Consider the following 20,712-nt stretch of genomic DNA (forward strand, 5'->3'; position numbering starts at 1 on the left):
TGCGCGCCCAAACCCGATAGTCCCGTTCTTCTGGCCAGAAATATCCTGAGGGTGAATTGGCCAAAGGCCAAGAGGGGGCAACGCCCCCTGGCACAAATGAACCTGTGCGCCGAAGGCGCTCATTTCGATCAAGCCCGGTCAATCGGGGGCCAGCATATATCCTTCGCCCCGCACCGTTTGCAGGTAACGCGGTTGTTTGGGGTCGGCTTCGATCTTTCGGCGCAACCGGGTGATTTGCACATCGACCGCACGCTCCTGTGCCTGCCCCCTGTCGCGGCCAAGGTCCTCGACCAGTTTCGCACGGCTGACCGGTTCGCGCAGGTTTTCCGAGAATATCCGCATGAGCTGCACTTCGGTTGCCGTCAGGCGGATCAACTCTTCACCGCGCATCAGTTCCGCGCGTTCGATATCGAAACGCACGCCCCCCATCTGCAAAACCTTGGGGGCGGCGGCTTGGGTGTCGGGTTCGGGCATTCGGCGCAGGATCGCATTGATGCGAAGCAACAACTCCTTGGGCTCGAAAGGCTTGGCAAGGTAGTCATCCGCGCCCGCCTCAAGCCCATTGATGCGATCTTCGGTTTCGCCCTTCGCCGTCAGCAAAAGGATCGGGGTTGCGATAGTTTCGCGCAGGGATTTTGTCAGTGCCACGCCGTCTTCACCGGGCATCATGACATCCATCACCAGCATATCGAACTCCAACCCGGACAGGATACGCCTTGCATGCTCGGCATCACGCGCGACCGAAACGAGAAATCCATGCCTTGCAAGGAATTTCCTCAAAAGGCTGCGAATACGCTCGTCGTCATCCACAATCAGGAGGTGAGGTTCCGGTGCGGTCATGTGTCCTTCTCCCGGATGGCATGGTATTTCCGGCGCATTTCGGGATCCATCATCGCCTTGAGCACCTGCCGAAAACCGGCCACGGCTTCGGGGCCTGCTTCGCGATAAGCCGCGCGCATGCGATTGCGTTGCGCATCTGACAACTTGCGCTCAAGGCTTTTGCCCGCATCTGTCAGGTGCAGGTTGCGCTCCCGTTTGTCAGAGGTTCCCACCCTGCTTTCGACCAGGCCGTCTTCGATGAGGGTGCGCAGAACACGGTTCAAGGATTGCTTGGTGACGCCAAGAATGCCCAACAGGTTATTCACCGTCGTGCCGGGACAACGCGAGATGAAGTGAAGCGCCCTGTGATGCGCCCGGCCATAAGCCATTGTAGCCAAGATTCGATCCGGATCCGCGGTAAACCCCTGGTAGGCAAAAAACATTGCCTCGATTCCCTGGCGTAGCTGTTCATCTGTCAAAAACAGGAGGGTCTCACCACCTTGGCGTTCCGGCATGTCGTATCCTCCGGGCCGAGTTCAAATCTGATCGTCATATTATGTCAGCTTTATTGACATTCCAAGAGCGAACTGGTAGCGAATCGCAGTTTTGGCGCAACTTTATGTCCGGTTCGGACATTTTTGGCGCAACAAATGCAAAGATATGCTTTGAGCGGAGAAATACGATGACTGGCTATGATGATCGTGACGGCAAGATCTGGATGGATGGGCAACTGATCGACTGGCGTGGGGCGAATGTTCACATCCTGACGCATGCGCTGCATTATGCCAGCTCCGTATTCGAGGGCGAACGCTGCTATGACGGCAAGATTTTCCTGTCGCGCAAGCACTCGGAGCGGCTTTTGAGGTCTGGCGATCTGCTGGACATGCCCATCCCTTACACGGTGGATGAAATCGAGTCCGCCAAGCGCGCCGTTCTGGAGGCCAATGGCCTTGAGAATGCCTATGTTCGCGCTGTCGCCTTCCGCGGGGCGGGTGAGGATATGGGCGTTGCCTCGGCCCGCAATCCGGTACGCATGGCCGTGGCCGCATGGGAATGGGGCAATTACTATGGCGATGCCAAGATGAAGGGCGCCAAACTGGATATCGCCAAGTGGAAGCGGCCCAGCCCGGAAACCATCCCCACCGCCGCCAAGGCCGCCGGTCTTTACATGATCTGCACGATGTCCAAACACGCCGCCGAAGCCAAGGGATGTTCGGACGCCCTGTTCATGGATTATCGCGGCTACGTGGCCGAGGCGACGGGGGCGAATGTGTTTTTCGTCAAGGACGGCGAGGTTCACACACCTGACCCGGATTCGATCCTCGATGGCCTGACGCGGCAAACCGTCATCAAGATGCTGGAAGAACGCGGAATCAAGGTTCATGTGCGCCACATCATGCCCGAGGAACTGGAAGGGTTCGAACAATGCTGGTTGACCGGGTCAGCCGCCGAGGTGACCCCGGTGGGCCAGATCGGCGACTACACCTTCGAGGTGGGCGCATTGACCCGCGAAATCGCCGAAGGCTACGAGAAACTGGTTCGTAGCTAAGTGTCGGGGCGCCCTTCCCTTCCGGCGTTCATCGAGGGCTATGGCCCGGTGACGCCTTGGGATGGGGCGGCTTTTGAAACGGCCCCTCCGAGCCCTCCCAGATCAGGGCGCAGTCCCGTCCGCACCGTTACACTTAAAGCCGCGCTTGAAACGGCCGACGTGCGGGACGGTGCGACCCTGTCTTTCCATCACCACCTACGGGATGGCGATGCCCTTATGGTTCGGGCTCTGGAGCTATGCGCCAAGATGGGGTTGCGGGATTTGCATATCGCGCCCTCGTCGATCTTTCCGTGCCATGCCGGATTGGTTCCGTTGATAGAGCGGAGCATCATCACCCGGATCACGACAAGCTATATGAACGGCCCCGTGGCCGATGCGGTACGCGCGGGCAAGCTGGCGACGCCGGCGATACTGCAAACCCATGGCGGGCGCGCAGCGGCGATTGAATCCGGGCGCCTTGCGATAGACGTGGCAGTGATCGCCGCGCCCGGGGTCGACGCGCAAGGCAATCTAAGCGGTTCAATCGGGCGGTCGGCCTGCGGCCCCTTGGGCTATGCCAAGGTGGATGCGGGCCATGCAAAACATGTGATCGCGGTCACGGATATGGCGGATCAGGTGCTGCCACGCACCTGCATTCCACGCGGCCAGGTTGATCAGATCGTGAAGGTGGATAGCCTGGGTGATGCCGCAAGAATTGCCTCGGGCACCACCGCCCGCGCACCCGGCCCCGAAGGTGAAAAGATCGCCGCCATGACATCGGCCCTGATCGGGCTGACCGAGATGCGCGCGCCCGGATTCTCCTTCCAAACCGGGGCCGGGGCGACGTCGATCGCCGTGGCCAAAGCGCTTGGCCCGCTCATGGCTGAACGGGGCATTGTCGGTGACTTCGCCTGTGGCGGGATCACAGCGCCCTTGGTCGAGATGCACGAGGCGGGGCTTTTCCGCGAACTGCGGGATGTTCAGGCCTTCGATCAGGCGGCCGTACGCTCTTATGCCGCTGATCCTACTCATTTGGGAATATCCGCCTCGGATTATGCCAGCCCCGCCCGCGCCGATGCCGTGGCGCATCAATTGGGTGCTGTTGTTCTTGGCGCTACGGAAGTGGACCGTAACCTGAACGTCAACGTGACCACCACGAGCGACGGGCGCATCATCGGCGGCTCTGGGGGCCATAGCGATGTGGCCGGAGGCGCAAGGATGACGATTGTAACAACCTCCTTGCACAGTAAATCCGGGCCGAAAATTCTTCGCGACGTGCTGCATCGGACAACACCGGGTGCGTCGATTGATGCAGTCGTGACCGAGGCGGGCGTGACCCTTTGCAGCCAAAGATGGCTGCATGCCGCAAAAGACCTGCAAGCCGCAGGCATCCCGATGCTTTCACGGCACAATCTCTTTGGCAGTCACGGCAACACCGCGCCACGCGAATGGCCTGAAGGCCGGATCGTGGCGATCAGTGAGTATCCTGACGGTCGGGTGATTGATGTGATCCGGGCAAACTAAGAAGGCCGGGCACGTGGCCCGGCCTTTTCTATCGCTTACCGTCCGGTTCTAGCCCGGGCTCATCCCGCGCAGGCGTTCGGATCGGCGGCGGAGCAATTCGACGGTTGTCAGCAAGCAGATCGAGATCGCCACAAGGATCGTCGCCACGGCAAGGATCGTGGGCGAGATTTGCTCGCGCAGGCCGGTGAACATCTGCCAAGGCAATGTTTTCTGTCCGGCAGAGCCAACGAAGAGCACGACAACCACCTCGTCAAACGAAGTGATGAAGGCAAACAGCCCCCCCGAGATCACGCCCGGCAAGATCAACGGCATCTGCACCCGAAAGAAGGTGGTCACCGGATCTGCGCCCATGTTGGCCGCCGCACGGGTCAGTGAACGGTCGAAGCCCACCAGTGTCGCCGTAACCGTGATGATCACAAAGGGAATCCCAAGCGCCGCATGTGCCAGAACAACGCCCCAGAAGGTACCCTGCAGGCCAAGCCGCGAATAGAAGAAGTACATCCCCGCCGCCGAGATGATCAGCGGAACGATCATTGGCGAAATCAGGATTGCCATGATCGGGCGGCGGAACGGCACATGCTCGGAACTAAGGCCGATGGCGGCAAGAGTCCCGAAACTGACCGACAAAAGCGTCGCGATCGGGGCAATGGAAATGGAGTTCCACATCGCCTGTTGCCAGTCGTCGTTCGTGAAGAAATCACGATAGTGCTTGAGCGAATACCCATCGGGGTCAAGCCGCAGCATTTCCGGCGTGAAGGTAAAGAAATTCTCGGCATTGAAGGAAAGCGGCATGACCACCACGATAGGCGTGATCAAGAAGAAGAAGATCATCCCGCAGATCACCCGGAACAGGAAGTGATAGAAGACCTGCAAAGAGGTGGTATAGGGCGGCAGTTTGGCACGGTAGCGGCCTTCGCCCAGCCAAAAGATGAACCAGCCGAAGAACCAGCCAAAGGCAAGGCCAATCACCCCGCCCATGGCCCCGCCAAAAGCGAAGCCGGCAGCGGCCATGCCAAGCGTAGTGATCCAGCGTGCGGCCCGTTCCTGACGAAAGATCGTCAGGAAAAGAAAGGTCAGGGCAGCACCGATGATCGCACCGCCAATGACACCAAGAAGGGCACTGCCTTGGGCCGTGCCGACGAAGAGGCCAGCAAAAGCCCCGGCTGCAGCAACGACAGGTGCAACGAATGAAACGGGTTTGGGTTCGATCACAGTGATTGTCATATCCGTTATCCCAGCTTCACGTTGTCGATGCCGACGATCTTGTCGTAGGCCCAGTAGAGGATCAGAACCGCCGCCAGCAGGATCGACCCCAAGGCCGCCGCCAAGCCCCAGTTCAGCGAACTCGAGATGTGATAGGCGATCCGGTTCGAGATGAAGGTACCGGTTGTCCCGCCCACGATTTCCGGCGTGATGTAATAGCCGATGGCAAGGATGAACACGAGGATCGACCCCGCGCCGATACCCGGCACCGACTGCGGGAAATAAACCCGCCAGAACGATGTCCAGTTGGTCGCCCCAAGGCTACGCGCCGCGCGAACATAGGACGGCGGAATCGTCGACATCACCGAATACATCGGCAGGATCATGAAGGGCAGCAGGATGTGCGTCATGGCAACGATCGTGCCGAATTGGTTGTTGATCATGACCAATCGGCTGGCATCATCGACAAGGCCCAACCAGACCAGTGTATCGTTGATCACCCCCTGTTGTTGCAGCATCACCTTCCATGCCGAAGTCCGCACAAGAAGCGATGTCCAGAAGGGCAACAACACGAGGATCATCAACAGGTTCGCCGAGCGCATCGGCAGGTTCGACAGCAGGTAAGACACCGGATAAGCCAGAAGGATACAGCTTCCCATGATGACCAGCGACATGAACAGGGTGCGCTTGAACAGCATTATGTAAATCTGTTGGTTTTCCGGGCGCGCTTCGGGCCCATCAAGGCCGTTTTGCATGTCGATTGCATTGAGGAAATAGCCCGCTGTGAACGGCGGGCTGTATACCTGCATGGTCCGCCAATTATCGGTCGCGCCCCAATCTTCGTCGATATCAAGGAACGCCTCCTTGAAGGCAATATCAGGCTGGCCTTGCAGCATGTCTTGTGCCGCACGCAGTTCTTCCGCGCCAAAGCCCTCATAGCCCGACATGTCGGCGCCGCGCTTGATATCCTGGACAAGCGCGATTTTCACCGCTTCCCAAGGTTCTTCCTCGGCAACGACGTCTTCATCCTCGATCACCGTGAAGAGGGCAAAAGACGAATAGGCACGCGCGGTATTTGGCAAGAGTTGCGAGATATCCTGCCCGGGAACAAATCCAATATCCGCGCTATAATCATCGCCTGTCAGGCCAGACAGTCTTTCACGTTCCTCGTCCAGAAGGCCGGAGTTTTTCGCCGCGTCTTCGCCGCCGGACATGAGCGAATACCAGAAAGCTTCGTCTTCCCAAGCTTCGTTCAGGTCCTCAAGGGCGTCGATGTAATCCTCACCGACGTCATCCACCTTGCGGCCAGACGACCGGAAAAGCGACGAAATTCCGGTTTCCTCATAATTGAGGCGCGTCCCAAGGCGGGTATGCTCCTTGGCTTCGGAGGCGAGAAACAAGTCATAATAAAGGGCCTCGTACACGGCCTCTCCGGGTGCCTCGCCCGACGTCGCATCCCAAGTTTCAAGTTGCTGTACGGTGCCGGGCAGCGTGTTCGAAACGATCTGGTTTTCGACCGAGCGGAACAGCATATCCGCGATCGGTGCGATAAAGGTGACAAGAACAAAGATCAGCAGCGGCGCGATCAGCCCGAGGGCCCGCAGTTTCTGCCGTCTGAGCGCGCGATTCAGGCTTCGCTTCAGCGGTCTGCCGTCAGCGGCCAGAACCGGGCCGGTATCGGTTGTATCGCTCATCTTGTCCCCGTTGATGAATTCTTTTTGTGGCATGGGAGGGCCGCAACCGGCCCTCCCGACGTCATATCAAGCGAAAGGCCGGATTATTGGGCCAGCCACGCTTGGAATTTCGCGTCGATGTCGTCGCGGTAGTCAGCCCAGAACTCATAGTTGTAGAGGAAGGTGTTCTTGGCGTTTTCCGGGTCGGTCGGCATGTGCGGCGCCATTTCGATACCCAGTTCCGCGTGCTGGCCGACCAGCGGTGCCGAGGAGGCACGGGCAGGACCGTACGAGATGTACTTGGCCTGATCCGCAAGACGCTGCGTGTCGGTCGCGAAATAGATGAAGTCAAGCGCACGGGCCAGACGGTCATCGGGAAGGCCCTCGGGAATGATCCAGCCGTCAAGGTCGAACACCTGAGCATCCCACATCATGGCAACGGGTTGATCCTGTTCTTCGATCACGCTGAACAGACGGCCGTTGTAGGTCGAGCCCATGAAGACTTCGCCATCGGCCAGAAGCTGCGGCGTGTCGGCACCAGCGGACCACCAGATGACATCATCCTTGATCTCATCCAGTTTATCGAGAGCCTGTTGTTGGCCTTCTTCGGTGGCAAGAACGTCATAAACTTCATCCTTGGCAACACCGTCGCAAAGCAAGGCCCATTCCATGTTGTTGATCGGGCGCTTTTCAAGGCTGCGCTTGCCGGGATAGGTCTCGGTATCCCAAACGTCGCAGATATCGTCCGGAGCGTCGACGCCCTCAGGCACCATGTCGGTGCGATACCCAAAGGTGGTCGAATACACGATCTGGGGAATGAAGCAGTCGCTGACCAGAAGGTCACCGAAATCATCCTCCGCCGAGGTGCCGTCGGGCGCCGGGGCGAGATGCTCGTCAGGGTCGATCTCCATGGCGAGGCCCTCGTCGCACAGGCGCATCGCGTCGGAGGCAACCACGTCGACCACATCCCAAGTCACGTTGCCCGCTTCGTCCATGGCGCGGAGTTTGGCCACGGCCTCGTTCGAGCTTTCATCCCAGACCACTTCAAGGCCTTCGTGCATCTCTTGGTAAGGTATTGCGTAGGCGTTCACCTGACTTTTCTGGTACGCGCCGCCCCACGAGACGAGCGTCATCGAGTCAGCCATGTCTTGAGCATGGGCCGCCACGGCAGTAACCGTCAGAGCGGTCGTGGCCATAAGGGTCTTTGTGAGTTTCATATCATACTCCCAAGTATCATCCCGCTTTACATTTCGGGCCAAGCGTCGCGGGTGAAAACGGCATGGCCTCAGGCTCATCGCAGCCTATGGAAGGCTACGAATGCTCTTGACTCAGACCGCGTCGAGCGCGCGGCAATCTTGCGGCAACCAGCCGATTTCGACTTGCTGGCCTGGTTTCAGGCGCTCCTGATCCGCGGAATTTCGGGTCTTGATGATGAAGTCATCCTTGCCCGCCACCTTGAGGCGCGTACGGAAAACATCGCCCATGTAGATGAACTCGGCCACCTCCGCTTTGAGGGTATGGGCATCCTCACCAAGCTTGGCGGTATTCACCTCGACGCGCTCGGGGCGGATGGAAATCGTGGTGCGCTCGCCCACCTTGCTGATGTTGACGGGCTTGGCGTCGATGATTTCGCCATCGTCCAACTCGACGATACAGGTCTCGCCCTTGATTTCCTTGATCGTCCCTTCAAGCGTGTTGTTCTCACCGATGAACTGCGCCACGAAGCTGTTGTCGGGGCTTTCGTACAACTCATCTGGCGGCGCCAACTGCTGGATGCGGCCGTCGTCGAACACGGCAACGCGATCCGACATGGTCAATGCCTCTGTTTGATCGTGCGTCACGTAGACCGTCGTAATACCCAATTCATGCGCGAGATTGGTAATCTCGAACTGCATGTGTTCGCGCAGCTGCTTGTCGAGCGCGCCAAGCGGCTCATCCATCAAAACCAGTTCAGGCTCGAACACCAAGGCGCGCGCAAGTGCGATCCGCTGCTGCTGCCCGCCTGAAAGCTGCGCCGGGCGGCGACCGCCAAAATCGCCCATTTGCACCATGTCGAGTGCACGTTTAACCTTGGCCTCGCGATCGGACTTACCGATTTTGCGCACCTCGAGCGGAAAGCTGAGGTTCTCTGCCACCGTCATATGCGGGAACAGGGCATAGTTTTGGAACACCATGCCGATGCCACGTTTATGTGGTGGAATGTTGTTGATCGACACCCCGTCCAACATGATTTTGCCGTGGGTAGCGGTTTCGAACCCCGCCAACATCATCAAACACGTGGTTTTCCCCGATCCGGAAGGCCCAAGCATTGTCAGGAATTCGCCCTTGGGCATGGAAAGGTTCAGGTCTTTGACGACGAGTGTTTCACCGTCATAGCTTTTTTGCACACGTTCAAATTCCACGAATGCATCGCGGTTCGCACTATCGGCCACTTGCGGCTCCCTGTCGTTTGTTACTCGTGATTTTTTCACGTTTGCGAAAAACTAAAACGGCAATTTTCATCGCTTGCAAGTGCATTTCATTGGAAACTAACAGTTTCACACCGCTGCGGGACGTTTGGCTTCTTTTTTTAAGCACAACAGTAAAAACGCCCTGCCATCCTAACATGGCAGAGCGTTTTCAGTTGGCATTTACTGATTCGCAATCTTGGCGCTTCGGCCTATCCCAGCACCGAAGCCACGGCCTTGACCGTTTTCGCGACGACCTCGTCGGCCTCCGACTGCGTCAGGCAGAAAGGCGGCGCAAAGCCAAGGATATCACCCTGCGGCATAGCTCGGGCAATGACCCCTTCAGCGGCGAGTGCCGCCGCGATCTGCGGGCCGATCTTGTCAGCGGCGTCAAAGAAGGTGCGGCTGTCCTTGTCCTTCACGAATTCGACCGCGCAGAGCATGCCTTCGCCCCGCACTTCGCCGACATTGACGTGATCACCCAAGGCCTCGGTCATGGTCTGGTTGAGATAGCCGCCGACGGTGCGGTTGTTGGCAATCAGGTCCAGCTCGTCCAGCAGCTTGAGGTTGGCCACCCCGGCCGCCGCCCCGATGGGGTGCGCCGAATAGGTCCAGCCGTGGCCGATGGGGCCATTTTCGTCGGTGCCTTGTTCAAGAACCTTCCACATCTTTTCACCGACGATCGAACCCGATAGCGGCGCATAAGCCGATGTCAGGCCCTTGGCGATGGTGATCAGGTCAGGCTCAAGCCCATAGTGATCCGAACCGAACATGGTGCCCAAACGGCCAAAGCCGGTGACGACCTCGTCGGCGACCAGAAGGATGTCATGCTTTTTCAGCACCTCCTGAATAGCCGCCCAATACCCGGCAGGCGGCGGAACGATCCCGCCGGTACCCAGGACAGGCTCGCCGATGAAGGCGGCAATGGTGTCCGCGCCTTCCCGCTCGATCAGCGCCTCAAGCTCATCCACGCAATGCTGCACGAATTGCTCTTCGGTCTGATCGACATTGTCACGGCGGAAGTAATAAGGGGCCTCGGTGTGGATCACCTGCGCCAGCGGCAGATCGAATTTCTTGTGGAACAGCTCCAGCCCGGTCAGCGACCCGGTCATCAAACCCGAGCCATGATACCCTCGCCAACGCGAGATGATCTTTTTCTTCTCGGGGCGGCCAAGGATGTTGTTGTAATACCAGATCAGCTTGACGTTGGTTTCGTTCGCGTCCGACCCCGACAGGCCGAAATAGACCTTGCTCATGTTCTTGGGCGCGCGGTCCATGATCATCTTGGACAGCGTGATGCTTGCTTCGGTGCCGTGGCCCACATAGGCGTGGTAATAGGCCAGTTCCTTGGCCTGCTCGGCAATCGCATCGGCGATGTCCTGACGTCCATAGCCGACGTTGACACAGTACAGACCCGCGAAGGCATCCAGCAGTTTGTTACCGTCGCGGTCTTCGATGTGGCAATTGGTGCCGCCGGTGATCACGCGGTTCGGTGCTTCACCACGCGCGAATTGCGCCAGATGCGTTGAGGGGTGGAAAAAGTTATCGCGGTCCCATTGGTCCAGTTGGTCGTTCTTCAGCATGTCTTAGTCCTTTCGTGTCGTCCCGGTGCCGGAATTTTCCGAAAATTCCGGACCGAAATCTTTGCAAGATTTCGTCCGCTCACGCCCAATCGCGGCAGACGTATTTGATCTCCATGAATTCCTCCATGCCCTTGCGGGCACCTTCCCGGCCAAGACCCGATTGCTTGACCCCGCCAAAGGGGATCGGCGCGCCGGTGACCTTGGTGCGGTTCACGGCCACCATGCCGAATTGCAACGCGCGCGTCACACGATAGATGCGGCGGGGGTCGTGGCTGTGAAGGTAGGCAACAAGGCCGTATTCGGTGTCATTGGCGCGGCGCACCACCTCTTCCTCGGTATCAAAAGGCGTGATCGCGGCGACGGGGCCGAAGGTTTCCTCGTGCATGATAGCGGCGTCTTCGGGCACGTCTGTCAGAACCGTGGGCTGATAGAACAGCGGCCCAAGGTCGTCGCGCTTGCCACCACAGGCCAGTTTCGCACCTTTCGAAAGGGCATCGGCCACATGCTCTTCTTGCTTGAGCACGGCCTTTTCATTCATCAGCGGGCCAAGGTCGGGATCATCCATGCCCTTGCCAAGTGTCAGGGCCTTGGTGGCCTTGGTGAACCGCTCGCAAAACTCGTCATAAATCGCGCGCTCCACGTAGATGCGGTTGGCGCCAAGGCAGTCTTGCCCGGTCGTCGCCCATTTCGCGCCCATTGTCTCCTCGATCGCGATATCCATATCGCTGCCCTTGAACACGATCACCGGCGCATGGCCGCCCAGTTCCATGACCAGACGCTTCACCGTATCGGCGGATTGACGATACAAAAGGCGGCCGATCTCGGTTGAGCCGGTGAACGACAGAGCGCGCACGCGTTTATCCTGTGTCCATGGCTCCACGATGGTCGCGGCCTTGCCGGTCAAAACATTGAACACGCCGGCGGGGATGCCCGCGCGTTCGGCCAGTTCGGCCAAGGCCAGCGCCGAATAGGGCGTTTCGCCCGAGGGATGCGCCACGATGGTACAGCCCGCCGCCATGGCCGCCGCCGCCTTGCGAGTCAGCATCGCGGCCGGGAAGTTCCAAGGCGTAATCAGTGCGGCAACGCCCACCGGTTCCAGCCAAAGCTCGACTTCGGCGTCGGGCAGGTGGCTCGTGACCCCTTCGATGTTCGGGCGCTTGGCCTCTTCGGCGTAATACTCGACAAAGCTGGCGGCATAGTCGATTTCGCCACGCGCTTCGGACAGGGGTTTGCCCTGCTCCAACACCATGATCCGCGCCAGATCTTCTTTGTGCTCCAGCATCAGGTCGAACCACCGCCGCAGCAGCGCCGAGCGATCCTGCGGCAGGGTCATCGACCAATCAGAGAAGGCGTCTTGCGCGGCATCGACCGCAGTTTGCGCCTGAGTGGCGGACAGGCTGGCCACATCTCCAAGCACTGCGCCATCGGCGGGGTTGGTCACGGTGATCGTGGCGTTGTCGTCCCCCGCCGTCCATTTCCCATTCACATAGGAGAAATTACGGACAAGTCGGGTGTCAGTCACACCGTTGCGGGTCCAGATTGCGGAATCAGACATGGGGTTCCTCCTTTTAAGGAAGAAATATCTGCATGTTGGCAATGATTGGGGCTGAACTTTACCCCGCCCGCAGATGATTCTTCTGCAAAGTGGCGCCCGCGCAGGTAAATTATTCTAAAAGCTCTGCAATAGGTGGTACCGATGGGGATTTCACCGGCTTGGTCACGATATAGGTGAAGTACCGGGCAAGCCCGATGCGCGCCTCCAGCATCTCGTCGATAAGCCGCTGATAGCTATCGATATCCGTGGTCACGATCTGCATCAGGTAATCGAATCCACCGCCCAGCGCCCAGCAGGCGGTGACCTCTTGAAAGTGCTGCACGCTTTCCTCGAAGGCGCGGAAGCTGGCGGGTGTATGATCGGCCAGTTCGGCGGCCACGAACACCGTGACATGGGGCCCGAGTTTCTTGAGGTTCAGCCGCGCGTTGTAGCCTTCGATAATCCCGGCATCCTCAAGTTTACGCAGGCGCTCCCAACAGGGGCTGGCCGACAGGCCCACACGTTCGGCCAGTTGCGCCTTGGTGATGCGGCCATCGGTGGAAAGTACCCTCAGGATGGCAAGGTCACGATCGTCGAGTTTCAGCATGCCCTGTCCATCAAAGCTCCAAACAATTCTTCAAGTAAGGCAATCGCGCCTGCGCCGCTACGACGCCGGTCACGTCCACGTCGGATGTGATCAGGCCTTCTCGGCCCGGCCCAACAACCGCCACGTCCTGCCCGTCGGGGGCCACGATACGCGAACCGCCGAAGAAGGCCAATCCGCCCTCTTCGCCCGCGTGATCGGCATAGGCCAGCCAAACACCGTTTTCAAAGGCGCGGGTCGGCACCATCTTTTCGGCCACAACGCCCCAGTCCGCGCCAAGGGCTGTTGGTACCAGAACCAGATGCGCGCCGCCTTGCGCGGCTTGGCGCAGGCTTTCGGGGAATTCCACCTCGTAGCAGATGATGATCGCCACACGCAGGCCACACAGGTCTGCGAAAGTGACCGAGGGGCCTTTGGCAAATGTCACCGCCTCGAAGCTTTGCGGCGAGGGAAGGCGCTTGCGGTGATTGGCCAAAAGCGTGCCCGTGGCACCGATCAGGGCCGCCGAGTTGTACAGGGTATCCCCTGCCCGCTCAGGGTAGCCATATGCAATGGCCGTACCTTGGTTACGGGCAAGCCTTGCCATGGCCTGTGCAAAGGGGCCGTCTGAAGGCTCGGACAGGGCGCCATAATCCAGCGTCGGGTTATAACCTGTTGGAAAAAGCTCGGGGCACAGGACCAGATCAAGCGCCTGCCCGGTGATATGTTTTTCAACCTTCGCCAAACGCTCCGCCGTGCTCAGTCCTGCATCCCTGCACTGGTAAACGCCCAGTTTCATGCAGAAATCACCGTACCGGCGGGGCTATCCTTGAGTATCTGGTAAACGTGGCTGGCAATGGCGGTGTCCTGCGCGCCGGTGCCGGTGAGGTCGGCGATCGTGATGTCCTCTTCGCTTCGCCTGCCCGGGGCTTGTCCGGTGATGACCTGCCCCAGTTCGGCGGGAACCCCGCGATCCCAAATCCCGGCCTCTTGCGCGCTGCGCAGTTCGCCCAGTTTTTCGGTTTGGCTGACGCGGTCGGCGACATAAAGGTCGGCCTCGATCAGGGCCTTGGCGTCGATCTCGTTCTTGCCGTCCTGATCGGATCCCATGGCGGTGATATGCAGGCCGGGGTGCAACCATTCGGCCTTCAGAACCGGTTCGCGCGCCGGGGTCGTGGTGACGACCATTTGGCTTTGCGCAACCACCTCGGCGGGGTCGGATACGGCCTGCACCTCGATCCCCAGTCGGGCGGCCATATCCTCGGCGCAGGTTTGTGCCTTGGCCGTGTCGCGCCCCCAGACCAGCACGCGCTTGAAGGGGCGCACCAGATGCGCCGCCTGCATTTGCAGGCGCGCCTGCACCCCGGTGCCGAAAACCCCGGCAGTGTCCACCGTTTGCAGGGCAAGGTGACGCGCGGCCACGGCCCCGGCGGCGGCGGTGCGAATGTCAGTGAGATAGCCGTTGTCGAGGAACAGCGCCTGCACCAGACCCGTCTGCGCCGAGAACAGGATCATGAGGCCATTCAGCGACGGCAAGCCCAGCTTGGGGTTGTCGAAAAACCCGGGGCTGACCTTGATCGCAAAGCCTTCAAACCCCGGAATATAGGCGGTTTTCACGTCGACCTCACCATTGGCGGCGGGCAGGTCCATCGACAGGATCGGCGGCATCACGACCTCGCCCCCGGCAAGGGCGGTAAAGGCCTTTTCGACCACGTCGACGGTGTCAATATCCAGCCCGACGGCGGCGCGCAACTCGGCTTCGGTCACGATACGGATGTCATGCGGCATAGGCTTTTCCTTTCACGATGGTATCGCCAAGCTGTACGTCCTGGCCGGTCATGATGCGGGTGAAGGTGGGCATATCCAGATTGCGGCCCGTGATGATCGTGGCCGTGGGGCCATCGACCGCAACCTTGCCGGTCAGCACCGCCGCCAGGCCGACGACACAGGCCCCTTCGGCAACGATGCGATCCTCGTAGTACAGCACCTGCATCGCGTGGTAAATTTCCTGCTCCGAGACCAGGACGACCTCATCCAGCAAGTCACGGCACATCGGGAAACTGAGCCTGTTTTGCATGCCGATGCCGCCACCGAGGGAATCCGCGAGGCTGGCCACTTCGGGCACCTCGACAGGATGGCCGGCCTTGATGCTTTCATACATCGCCGCGCCGCGATCCATCGTGATGCCAACAACGCGAATATCGGGATTGATCGACTTGGCGGCACGCGCGACACCGGCCGCCAAGCCACCCCCCGAAAGCGGCACCAGAAGGGTTGTAACATCCGGGCGGGATTGAAGAATTTCCAATCCAATGGTCCCCTGCCCCGAGATCACCAGCGGATCGTCAAAAGGCGAAACTTCAACAAGGCCTTCCTCGACCATCAAGCGGTGCGACTCGGCAAGCGCGTCATCCTGGCTTTGGCCTTTGATGGCCACCTCGGCGCCCAATGCCCTGATCCCGTCGACCTTGGCCCGTGGCACCAGTTCCGACATGCAGATCACCGCGCGTATGCCACGTTCGCGCGCCGCAAATGCCACGCCGCGCCCGTGGTTGCCGGTGGAGCAGCATGTGACGCCCTTGGCATCCTGCACCCCGGCAACAGCGTTGTAGGCGCCGCGTAGCTTGAAGGCGCCGATGGGTTGCATGTTCTCAAGCTTCAGCAGGAATTCGGCGCCCGCCTTGTCGGACATGAAGGGGGACGGTACCAAGGGGGTAGCATCGGCCACACCGCGAATGACCTTGGCCGCGGCATAGATATCGGCCAGTGTTGGTTGCATTGGGGTCTCCCTGTTCGTGTTTGTTGCAGCTTTGCGCCGGTCCAAGGTAGCGTCAAGCGCACGACAGGAAATTTCCCAAAAGCGACACCAAGTGCCGTTTTCCTTGGGGCAATCAATCACATGGCGCAGAGTATGGGGCAAACCCGACAGTGAGGATGCAAGATGATCCATAAGGACCTACCCTTTTCGCAAGATGAGTTTGATCGCCGGTTGGACAAGACACGCAAGGCCATGGAGGCCAAGGGCGTGGATGTTATGTTCGTCACGGATCCATCGAATCAGAATTGGCTGACGGGCTATGACGGCTGGTCGTTCTACGTGCACCAAGGGGTGATCGTGCTGCCCGATGCCGACCCGATCTGGTGGGGCCGCAACCAGGATGCCAACGGCGGTGTGCGCACCGTGTGGATGACCGATGACCGGGTCATAGGATACGCCGACAACTATGTTCAATCGACCGAGCGCCACCCGATGCAGGACCTTGCCGAGCGCCTGCGCGGCATGGGTGTGGACACCAAGCGCATCGGCGTGGAGATGGATAATTATTATTTCTCGGCAAAGGCTTACGCCGTTCTGCAAGCCGAGCTTCCCGATGCCACATTCGTTGATGCCACAGCACTCGTGAACTGGCAACGCGCAGTGAAGTCAGACGAAGAACTGAGCTTCATTCGCAAGGCGGCGGCGATCAGTGAGAAGATCGTGGATGGCCTTTTGGAGCGGGTTGAAGTGGGCGTTCCGAAGAACGAGGTGGTGGCCGAGATTTTCCGTGATTGCATTCGCGGGGTCGATGGCGCGTGGGGCGATTACCCCGCGATCGTGCCGCTGTTGCCTTCGGGGTCGGATGCGGCAGCCCCGCACCTGACGTGGGATGGCCGCGATTTTGCCGATGGAGAGGCGACTTTCTTCGAGATTTCAGGATGTTACCGTCGCTATCATGCCCCCTTCTGCCGGACGCTTTTTCTTGGCAAGCCACCGCAATTCCTGCTGGATGCGGAAAAGGCGCTGGTTGAAGGGTTAGAGGCAGGTTTAGAGGCCGCACGGGCCGGTAACCGGGCCTGCGACATCGCCGATGCCTTGGCGCAACCCCTTGAAAAGGCCGGGATCGAGCGCGGCGCGCGCTGTGGTTATCCCATCGGCCTCAGTTATCCGCCGGACTGGGGCGAGCGGACCATCAGCCTGCGGGCCGAGGATGAAACCGTGCTGGAGCCGGGGATGACTTTCCATTTCATGCCAGGGCTTTGGATGTCGGATTGGGGGCTTGAGATCACCGAATCCATCCTGATCAAGCAAGACGGCCCGGCGGAAACTTTCTGTGACAGGCCGCGAAAAATGTTCGTGAAGGACTGATTTCGTTAACCTTTCGCGTTTTGTACAGTTTGTACAGATTCCCCCCGCGTTTTGTACAGAACGCGGGGGGTTTTCGTTTGGTTATGTACATTTTGTACAGGTTGCGGCGCGTTTCGTACGAGTCGTACGACAAGGGGGCGGGTTTCGTACGAAAATCGGGGCGTCGGTTTCAAGGATCGTACGAGTCGTACGAAACACGCCACCCAGGAACGCAGTTTTAAGGGTTTGGAAAGCTTTTCGTGGCGTACTGGCGCAAACAGCACGCAAAGGAGGACCGTTCAGACCATTTGCCAGAACTGGAACAACAGACCCGCCACGAAGGCCCCCGAGAGCGACAGCGCAATGTAAAGCGCAAAGACCGGAGGGCGGGCCAACGCCCAGACGGCCATGGCCGCCGGGATCGAGGTGACGCCACCGGCCACGAGGAAGGCCAAGCCCGCACCGGGGGCCATGCCCTGTTCGATCAGCCCGCCGACCAACGGCAGGGCGGCATAGCCGTTAAGGTAGGCCGGGACGCCAACGAGCGTGGCCGAGATGATCGGCAAAAGGCCGGTTCCGCCAAGCGTGGCGGTGACGGTTTCGGCCGGTATCCACGCCAGCATGAGGCTTTCGATCAGGAAGGCGAGGGTCAGCCATTTGGCAAGGAAAAGGGTGGTGTCCCACGCGACGCGGGCGAATTTGTTAAGGCGGTCGCGGTCTTGCCAGAAGCGCCAGACAACCGGCTTGGGCGCGCGCACGGCAGAAGCGCCACAGCCGCCGTTGCCGATGCCTTCGCGCAGCGGGTTGGCAAGGCCCCCGCCACGTGACAGCAACTGCACGACCGTGCCGCCGAAGACGCCAAGACCGATGGCGGCAATGGTTTTCGCAATGGCGAATTCAAGGCCCAGAACGCCCGTGGTGAGAACGAACATCGACGGGTCCATGATGGGCGAGGCAAGCCAGAACGCCATGACGGCGGAAAGCGGCACGCCCATGGCCAGCAAGGCGGCGATCAGCGGGATCACCCCGCAGGAACAAAAGGGCGAGAGGCCCCCGGCAAGCGCGCCCAACAGGATCATCAGCGCGGGCGCGCCGGTGAAGGCGCGGGCGATGAGGTTATCGGCCCCGGTGGCCCCGGCCCATGCGGCGATGCCGATGGAGAGGATCAGGTAGGGTGCGGTGTGCAAGAGCGCCTTGGCGGTGAAGGTGGCGCTTTGCATGGCTTGCGCTGTGTCGAAAATGGCAAGGATCAGCAGGATCAGGGCCGAAATGAGCCAAATCCGATGCTCGGACCAAAGCCGTTGCAGGGGCGATGCGGGTTTCGGGGCGCAGCAGGTGGTTTGTTCGGTCATTCGGTGGCCTCTGGTGTTTTCACGGTGACGCCGACGCAGCATTCAGAGGTGAGGAAATCGACGACGCGGTGCATGGCCGGGTAATCGACGCGGTTGAACACTTCGCGCCCGCGCTTGTCTTGTTTGACAAGGCCAGCCTCGACGAGGGTGGAGAGGTGATGCGCCAAGGTGGAGGGCGCGATGCCGAGGTGTGTGCCGATGTCACGGATTCGCAGGCCATCGTCACCGGCTTTGACCAGCAGGCGGAAGATGGAAAGGCGGGCGTCATGGCCAAGGGCGGCAAGGGCGCGGGCGTTGAGGGATGTGATGCTCATACCGTCAAAATAACTATAAAACTAGTTTTGTAAAGATGTTTGACAACTTCCGAGGCGTCCACTGGAGAGTGTGGAGGGCGGCGCCCGACCCTGGGAGGGCATGTGGTACGTTGTTTCAGTGAATAACCGGGCCGCGCGCAAAACATTGGTTTGCCGCGTAACGGCAGCCATGCGCCCTCCCGGGGGGAGGGTCGGGCGCCGCCCGGGGCAAGCCCGGGCGAAACGGAGAATGAATGTCGTATTCAAAAAAGGCGCGGACCGAAGCCCACGCCTTTCAGGATTTCGAAACCTTACTTCCGGCTCTACTTGTCGCGGAATTGCGGTTCGCGTTTTTCGACGAAGGCGGCCATGCCTTCGGATTGGTCTTCGGTGGCGAAAAGCGAGTGGAACACGCGGCGTTCGAACAACAGCCCTTCGCGCAGGGTGGTCTCGTACGAGCGGTTGACCGCCTCTTTCACCGCCATGGTGGTGACCATGGATTTCTCGGCGATCTTGTCGGCGGCTTTGCGCGCCTCTTCCATCAGCTTCTTGGCGGGCACGACGCGCGAGACAAGGCCCGAGCGCTCGGCCTCGTCGGCGTCCATGAAGCGGCCCGTCAGGTTCATGTCCATCGCCTTGGATTTGCCGATGAAGCGCGTCAGGCGCTGTGAGCCGCCCAACCCCGCCATGACGCCGAGGTTGATCTCGGGCTGGCCGAACTTGGCGGTATCCGAGGCGATGATGAAATCGCACATCATTGCCAGTTCACACCCCCCGCCCAGCGCATAGCCGGAGACGGCGCCGATGATCGGCTTGCGAATGCCCATGATGGCCTCGCTTTCGGGGCCGAAGAGGTTTTCGGTGAAGACATCGACGAATCCCTTGCCGCTCATCATCTTGATGTCGGCCCCGGCGGCGAATGCCTTGTCGGAGCCGGTGAGGATGATGCACCGCACCTTTTCGTTTGCCTGCGCCTCTTTCAACGCCTTGCACAGCTCGCTCATCAACTGATCGTTGAGGGCATTGAGAGCATCGGGGCGGTTGAGTTTGATGAGGGCGACGTGGTCTTCTATTTCGACGATGATCGTCTCATAGGCCATGAAATCTGCTTTCGCTTGTTTCAGTCAGAATGGATTCCTTACCACTGTTTGCGGGGCGATCAACCTTATCTTTGACATGACGGGCAATAGAAGCTGGAGCGGCCCGACTGTACGAGGCGTTTCACGGTGCCCGTGCAGCCCGGTTTGCGGCAGGGGCGGCCCTCGCGGTCGTAGACGTCGAAACTGTGTTGAAAATAGCCAAGTTCACCGTCTGCTTGACGAAAATCGCGTAACGAAGAGCCGCCGGCGGTGATCGCATCGCTCAGCACATCGCGGATGATCGGCACGAGGGCGGCGGCGCGGGCGGCGGAGAGGTTTCTTGCCCGGCGCTTGGGGGAAATCCCGGCGCGGAAAAGGGTTTCGCAGACGTAGATATTGCCAAGGCCCGCGACGATTCGCTGATCCAGAAGGGCGGATTTGATCGGCGTGTTGCGGGTTTTGAGTTGCGCGGCAAGGTAGGGGCCGTCGAAGGCATTGCCCAGCGGTTCGGGGCCGAGTTTGGCCAGAAGCGGGTGGGTTTCGGCGCTTGCGGTGTCCATCAGGTCCATCGCGCCGAAGCGGCGGGGATCGTTGAAGGTGATGCGCGCGCCGTTTTCCATGTCCAGAACCACGTGGTCGTGTTTTTCCGGCGCCGGGTGGTCGTGGTGGAAGTGGCCCAGCGGGTCGCCCGACACGGTCATCCGGCCCGACATGCCAAGGTGAATCAACAGGGTTTCGCCACTGGACAGATCGGCGAGGATGTATTTCGAGCGGCGGCGCAGGGTTTGCACGGCCTGCCCTGTCAGGCGCGCGGCCATGTTTTCGGGGAAGGGCCAGCGCAGATCGGGGCGGTTGACCTGCGCCTTGGCGATCACCGCCCCCTCCATCGCGGGGGCGAGGCCGCGGCGCACTGTCTCAACCTCGGGCAATTCGGGCATGGTTCGGTCCTGTCGTGGTGCGGGGTGGATTGTAACCCCCGCCTTGCGCCC

19 protein-coding genes are annotated in these 20,712 nt (G+C 60.0%); 3 read left to right on the top strand and 16 right to left on the bottom strand.

Annotated elements, in window-relative coordinates:
• Nucleotides 1-138 precede the first annotated feature (138 nt).
• Both RBB32_RS17930 and RBB32_RS17935 read right to left on the bottom strand, forming a co-directional pair.
• Nucleotides 139-840 (bottom strand): response regulator, encoded by a 702-nt coding sequence (locus tag RBB32_RS17930; RefSeq protein WP_306154692.1) that lies wholly within the window; start codon nucleotides 838-840, stop codon nucleotides 139-141.
• Complete coding sequence (locus RBB32_RS17935) at nucleotides 837-1,334, bottom strand: MarR family winged helix-turn-helix transcriptional regulator (RefSeq protein WP_306154694.1); 498 nt, start codon at nucleotides 1,332-1,334, stop codon at nucleotides 837-839. The genes RBB32_RS17930 and RBB32_RS17935 overlap by 4 nt, the downstream gene beginning before the upstream one ends.
• A 167-nt stretch (nucleotides 1,335-1,501) precedes the next feature.
• Here RBB32_RS17935 and RBB32_RS17940 point away from each other — a divergent pair, with 167 nt between their 5' ends.
• Together RBB32_RS17940 and RBB32_RS17945 are read left to right on the top strand one after the other, a co-directional pair.
• Nucleotides 1,502-2,368, top strand: coding sequence for a branched-chain amino acid aminotransferase (locus RBB32_RS17940; RefSeq protein WP_306154696.1), 867 nt, complete (start codon nucleotides 1,502-1,504; stop codon nucleotides 2,366-2,368).
• Nucleotides 2,369-2,416: 48 nt separating this feature from the next.
• Nucleotides 2,417-3,871, top strand: coding sequence for a citrate lyase subunit alpha (locus RBB32_RS17945; RefSeq protein ID WP_306154741.1), 1,455 nt, complete (start codon nucleotides 2,417-2,419; stop codon nucleotides 3,869-3,871).
• 48 nt (nucleotides 3,872-3,919) lie between these two features.
• On the opposite strand, the gene RBB32_RS17950 is transcribed toward RBB32_RS17945, so the two are convergent.
• The 10 genes from RBB32_RS17950 to eutB form a co-directional block, all read right to left on the bottom strand.
• Nucleotides 3,920-5,095, bottom strand: coding sequence for an ABC transporter permease (locus RBB32_RS17950; RefSeq protein ID WP_306154698.1), 1,176 nt, complete (start codon nucleotides 5,093-5,095; stop codon nucleotides 3,920-3,922).
• 5 nt (nucleotides 5,096-5,100) lie between these two features.
• Nucleotides 5,101-6,768: an ABC transporter permease gene (locus RBB32_RS17955; protein ID WP_306154700.1), complete on the bottom strand. Its 1,668-nt coding sequence runs from the start codon at nucleotides 6,766-6,768 to the stop codon at nucleotides 5,101-5,103.
• Between the two features lie 83 nt (nucleotides 6,769-6,851).
• Nucleotides 6,852-7,964, bottom strand: a complete 1,113-nt coding sequence (locus RBB32_RS17960; RefSeq protein ID WP_306154702.1) for an extracellular solute-binding protein — start codon at nucleotides 7,962-7,964, stop codon at nucleotides 6,852-6,854.
• A gap of 111 nt (nucleotides 7,965-8,075) precedes the next feature.
• The gene (locus RBB32_RS17965; RefSeq protein WP_306154703.1) at nucleotides 8,076-9,179 is read right to left on the bottom strand and encodes an ABC transporter ATP-binding protein; all 1,104 of its coding nucleotides are present in this window, start codon (nucleotides 9,177-9,179) and stop codon (nucleotides 8,076-8,078) included.
• A 227-nt stretch (nucleotides 9,180-9,406) separates the two neighbouring features.
• Entirely contained in the window at nucleotides 9,407-10,777 is a 1,371-nt protein-coding gene (locus RBB32_RS17970; protein WP_306154704.1) for an aspartate aminotransferase family protein, read from the bottom strand.
• Nucleotides 10,778-10,856: 79 nt separating this feature from the next.
• The gene (locus tag RBB32_RS17975) at nucleotides 10,857-12,332 is read right to left on the bottom strand and encodes an NAD-dependent succinate-semialdehyde dehydrogenase (RefSeq protein ID WP_306154706.1); all 1,476 of its coding nucleotides are present in this window, start codon (nucleotides 12,330-12,332) and stop codon (nucleotides 10,857-10,859) included.
• A 109-nt stretch (nucleotides 12,333-12,441) separates the two neighbouring features.
• Nucleotides 12,442-12,915: an Lrp/AsnC family transcriptional regulator gene (locus RBB32_RS17980; protein WP_306154742.1), complete on the bottom strand. Its 474-nt coding sequence runs from the start codon at nucleotides 12,913-12,915 to the stop codon at nucleotides 12,442-12,444.
• A 13-nt stretch (nucleotides 12,916-12,928) separates the two neighbouring features.
• A complete protein-coding gene (locus RBB32_RS17985; protein ID WP_306154708.1) occupies nucleotides 12,929-13,693 on the bottom strand; it encodes a nitrilase-related carbon-nitrogen hydrolase in 765 nt (254 codons plus the stop codon).
• Nucleotides 13,690-14,682: a cyclodeaminase gene (locus tag RBB32_RS17990; RefSeq protein WP_306154709.1), complete on the bottom strand. Its 993-nt coding sequence runs from the start codon at nucleotides 14,680-14,682 to the stop codon at nucleotides 13,690-13,692. The genes RBB32_RS17985 and RBB32_RS17990 overlap by 4 nt, the downstream gene beginning before the upstream one ends.
• Nucleotides 14,672-15,673: a hydroxyectoine utilization dehydratase EutB gene (gene eutB / locus RBB32_RS17995; protein ID WP_306154710.1), complete on the bottom strand. Its 1,002-nt coding sequence runs from the start codon at nucleotides 15,671-15,673 to the stop codon at nucleotides 14,672-14,674. The genes RBB32_RS17990 and eutB overlap by 11 nt, the downstream gene beginning before the upstream one ends.
• Before the next feature lie 162 nt (nucleotides 15,674-15,835).
• On the opposite strand from eutB, the gene doeA reads away from it, so the two are divergent.
• On the top strand, nucleotides 15,836-17,020 hold the full coding sequence (gene doeA, locus RBB32_RS18000; RefSeq protein WP_306154712.1) for an ectoine hydrolase DoeA: 1,185 nt from the start codon (nucleotides 15,836-15,838) through the stop codon (nucleotides 17,018-17,020).
• A gap of 278 nt (nucleotides 17,021-17,298) precedes the next feature.
• On the opposite strand, the gene RBB32_RS18005 is transcribed toward doeA, so the two are convergent.
• From RBB32_RS18005 to mutM, 4 genes are all read right to left on the bottom strand, one after another.
• Nucleotides 17,299-18,351 (bottom strand): permease, encoded by a 1,053-nt coding sequence (locus RBB32_RS18005; protein ID WP_306154714.1) that lies wholly within the window; start codon nucleotides 18,349-18,351, stop codon nucleotides 17,299-17,301.
• Nucleotides 18,348-18,665, bottom strand: a complete 318-nt coding sequence (locus tag RBB32_RS18010) for a helix-turn-helix transcriptional regulator (RefSeq protein ID WP_306154716.1) — start codon at nucleotides 18,663-18,665, stop codon at nucleotides 18,348-18,350. The genes RBB32_RS18005 and RBB32_RS18010 overlap by 4 nt, the downstream gene beginning before the upstream one ends.
• Before the next feature lie 302 nt (nucleotides 18,666-18,967).
• A complete protein-coding gene (locus RBB32_RS18015; protein WP_306154718.1) occupies nucleotides 18,968-19,744 on the bottom strand; it encodes an enoyl-CoA hydratase in 777 nt (258 codons plus the stop codon).
• A 65-nt stretch (nucleotides 19,745-19,809) separates the two neighbouring features.
• A complete protein-coding gene (gene mutM, locus RBB32_RS18020; protein ID WP_306154720.1) occupies nucleotides 19,810-20,661 on the bottom strand; it encodes a bifunctional DNA-formamidopyrimidine glycosylase/DNA-(apurinic or apyrimidinic site) lyase in 852 nt (283 codons plus the stop codon).
• Between the last annotated feature and the right edge of the window lie 51 nt (nucleotides 20,662-20,712).

The organism is Roseovarius sp. MMSF_3281, assembly GCF_030733685.1.
Classification (GTDB): Bacteria; Pseudomonadota; Alphaproteobacteria; order Rhodobacterales; family Rhodobacteraceae; genus Roseovarius.

Coding starts and splice junctions, on each gene's coding strand:
- RBB32_RS17970 (WP_306154704.1), bottom strand. CDS start 10,777: ATGCTGAAGAACGACCAACTGGACCAATGGGACCGCGATAACTTTTTC.
- RBB32_RS17930 (WP_306154692.1), bottom strand. CDS start 840: ATGACCGCACCGGAACCTCACCTCCTGATTGTGGATGACGACGAGCGT.
- RBB32_RS18010 (WP_306154716.1), bottom strand. CDS start 18,665: ATGAGCATCACATCCCTCAACGCCCGCGCCCTTGCCGCCCTTGGCCAT.
- RBB32_RS17975 (WP_306154706.1), bottom strand. CDS start 12,332: ATGTCTGATTCCGCAATCTGGACCCGCAACGGTGTGACTGACACCCGA.
- RBB32_RS17955 (WP_306154700.1), bottom strand. CDS start 6,768: ATGAGCGATACAACCGATACCGGCCCGGTTCTGGCCGCTGACGGCAGA.
- eutB (WP_306154710.1), bottom strand. CDS start 15,673: ATGCAACCAACACTGGCCGATATCTATGCCGCGGCCAAGGTCATTCGC.
- RBB32_RS18005 (WP_306154714.1), bottom strand. CDS start 18,351: ATGACCGAACAAACCACCTGCTGCGCCCCGAAACCCGCATCGCCCCTG.
- RBB32_RS17940 (WP_306154696.1), top strand. CDS start 1,502: ATGACTGGCTATGATGATCGTGACGGCAAGATCTGGATGGATGGGCAA.
- RBB32_RS17950 (WP_306154698.1), bottom strand. CDS start 5,095: ATGACAATCACTGTGATCGAACCCAAACCCGTTTCATTCGTTGCACCT.
- doeA (WP_306154712.1), top strand. CDS start 15,836: ATGATCCATAAGGACCTACCCTTTTCGCAAGATGAGTTTGATCGCCGG.
- mutM (WP_306154720.1), bottom strand. CDS start 20,661: ATGCCCGAATTGCCCGAGGTTGAGACAGTGCGCCGCGGCCTCGCCCCC.
- RBB32_RS17935 (WP_306154694.1), bottom strand. CDS start 1,334: ATGCCGGAACGCCAAGGTGGTGAGACCCTCCTGTTTTTGACAGATGAA.
- RBB32_RS18015 (WP_306154718.1), bottom strand. CDS start 19,744: ATGGCCTATGAGACGATCATCGTCGAAATAGAAGACCACGTCGCCCTC.
- RBB32_RS17990 (WP_306154709.1), bottom strand. CDS start 14,682: ATGCCGCATGACATCCGTATCGTGACCGAAGCCGAGTTGCGCGCCGCC.
- RBB32_RS17960 (WP_306154702.1), bottom strand. CDS start 7,964: ATGAAACTCACAAAGACCCTTATGGCCACGACCGCTCTGACGGTTACT.
- RBB32_RS17985 (WP_306154708.1), bottom strand. CDS start 13,693: ATGAAACTGGGCGTTTACCAGTGCAGGGATGCAGGACTGAGCACGGCG.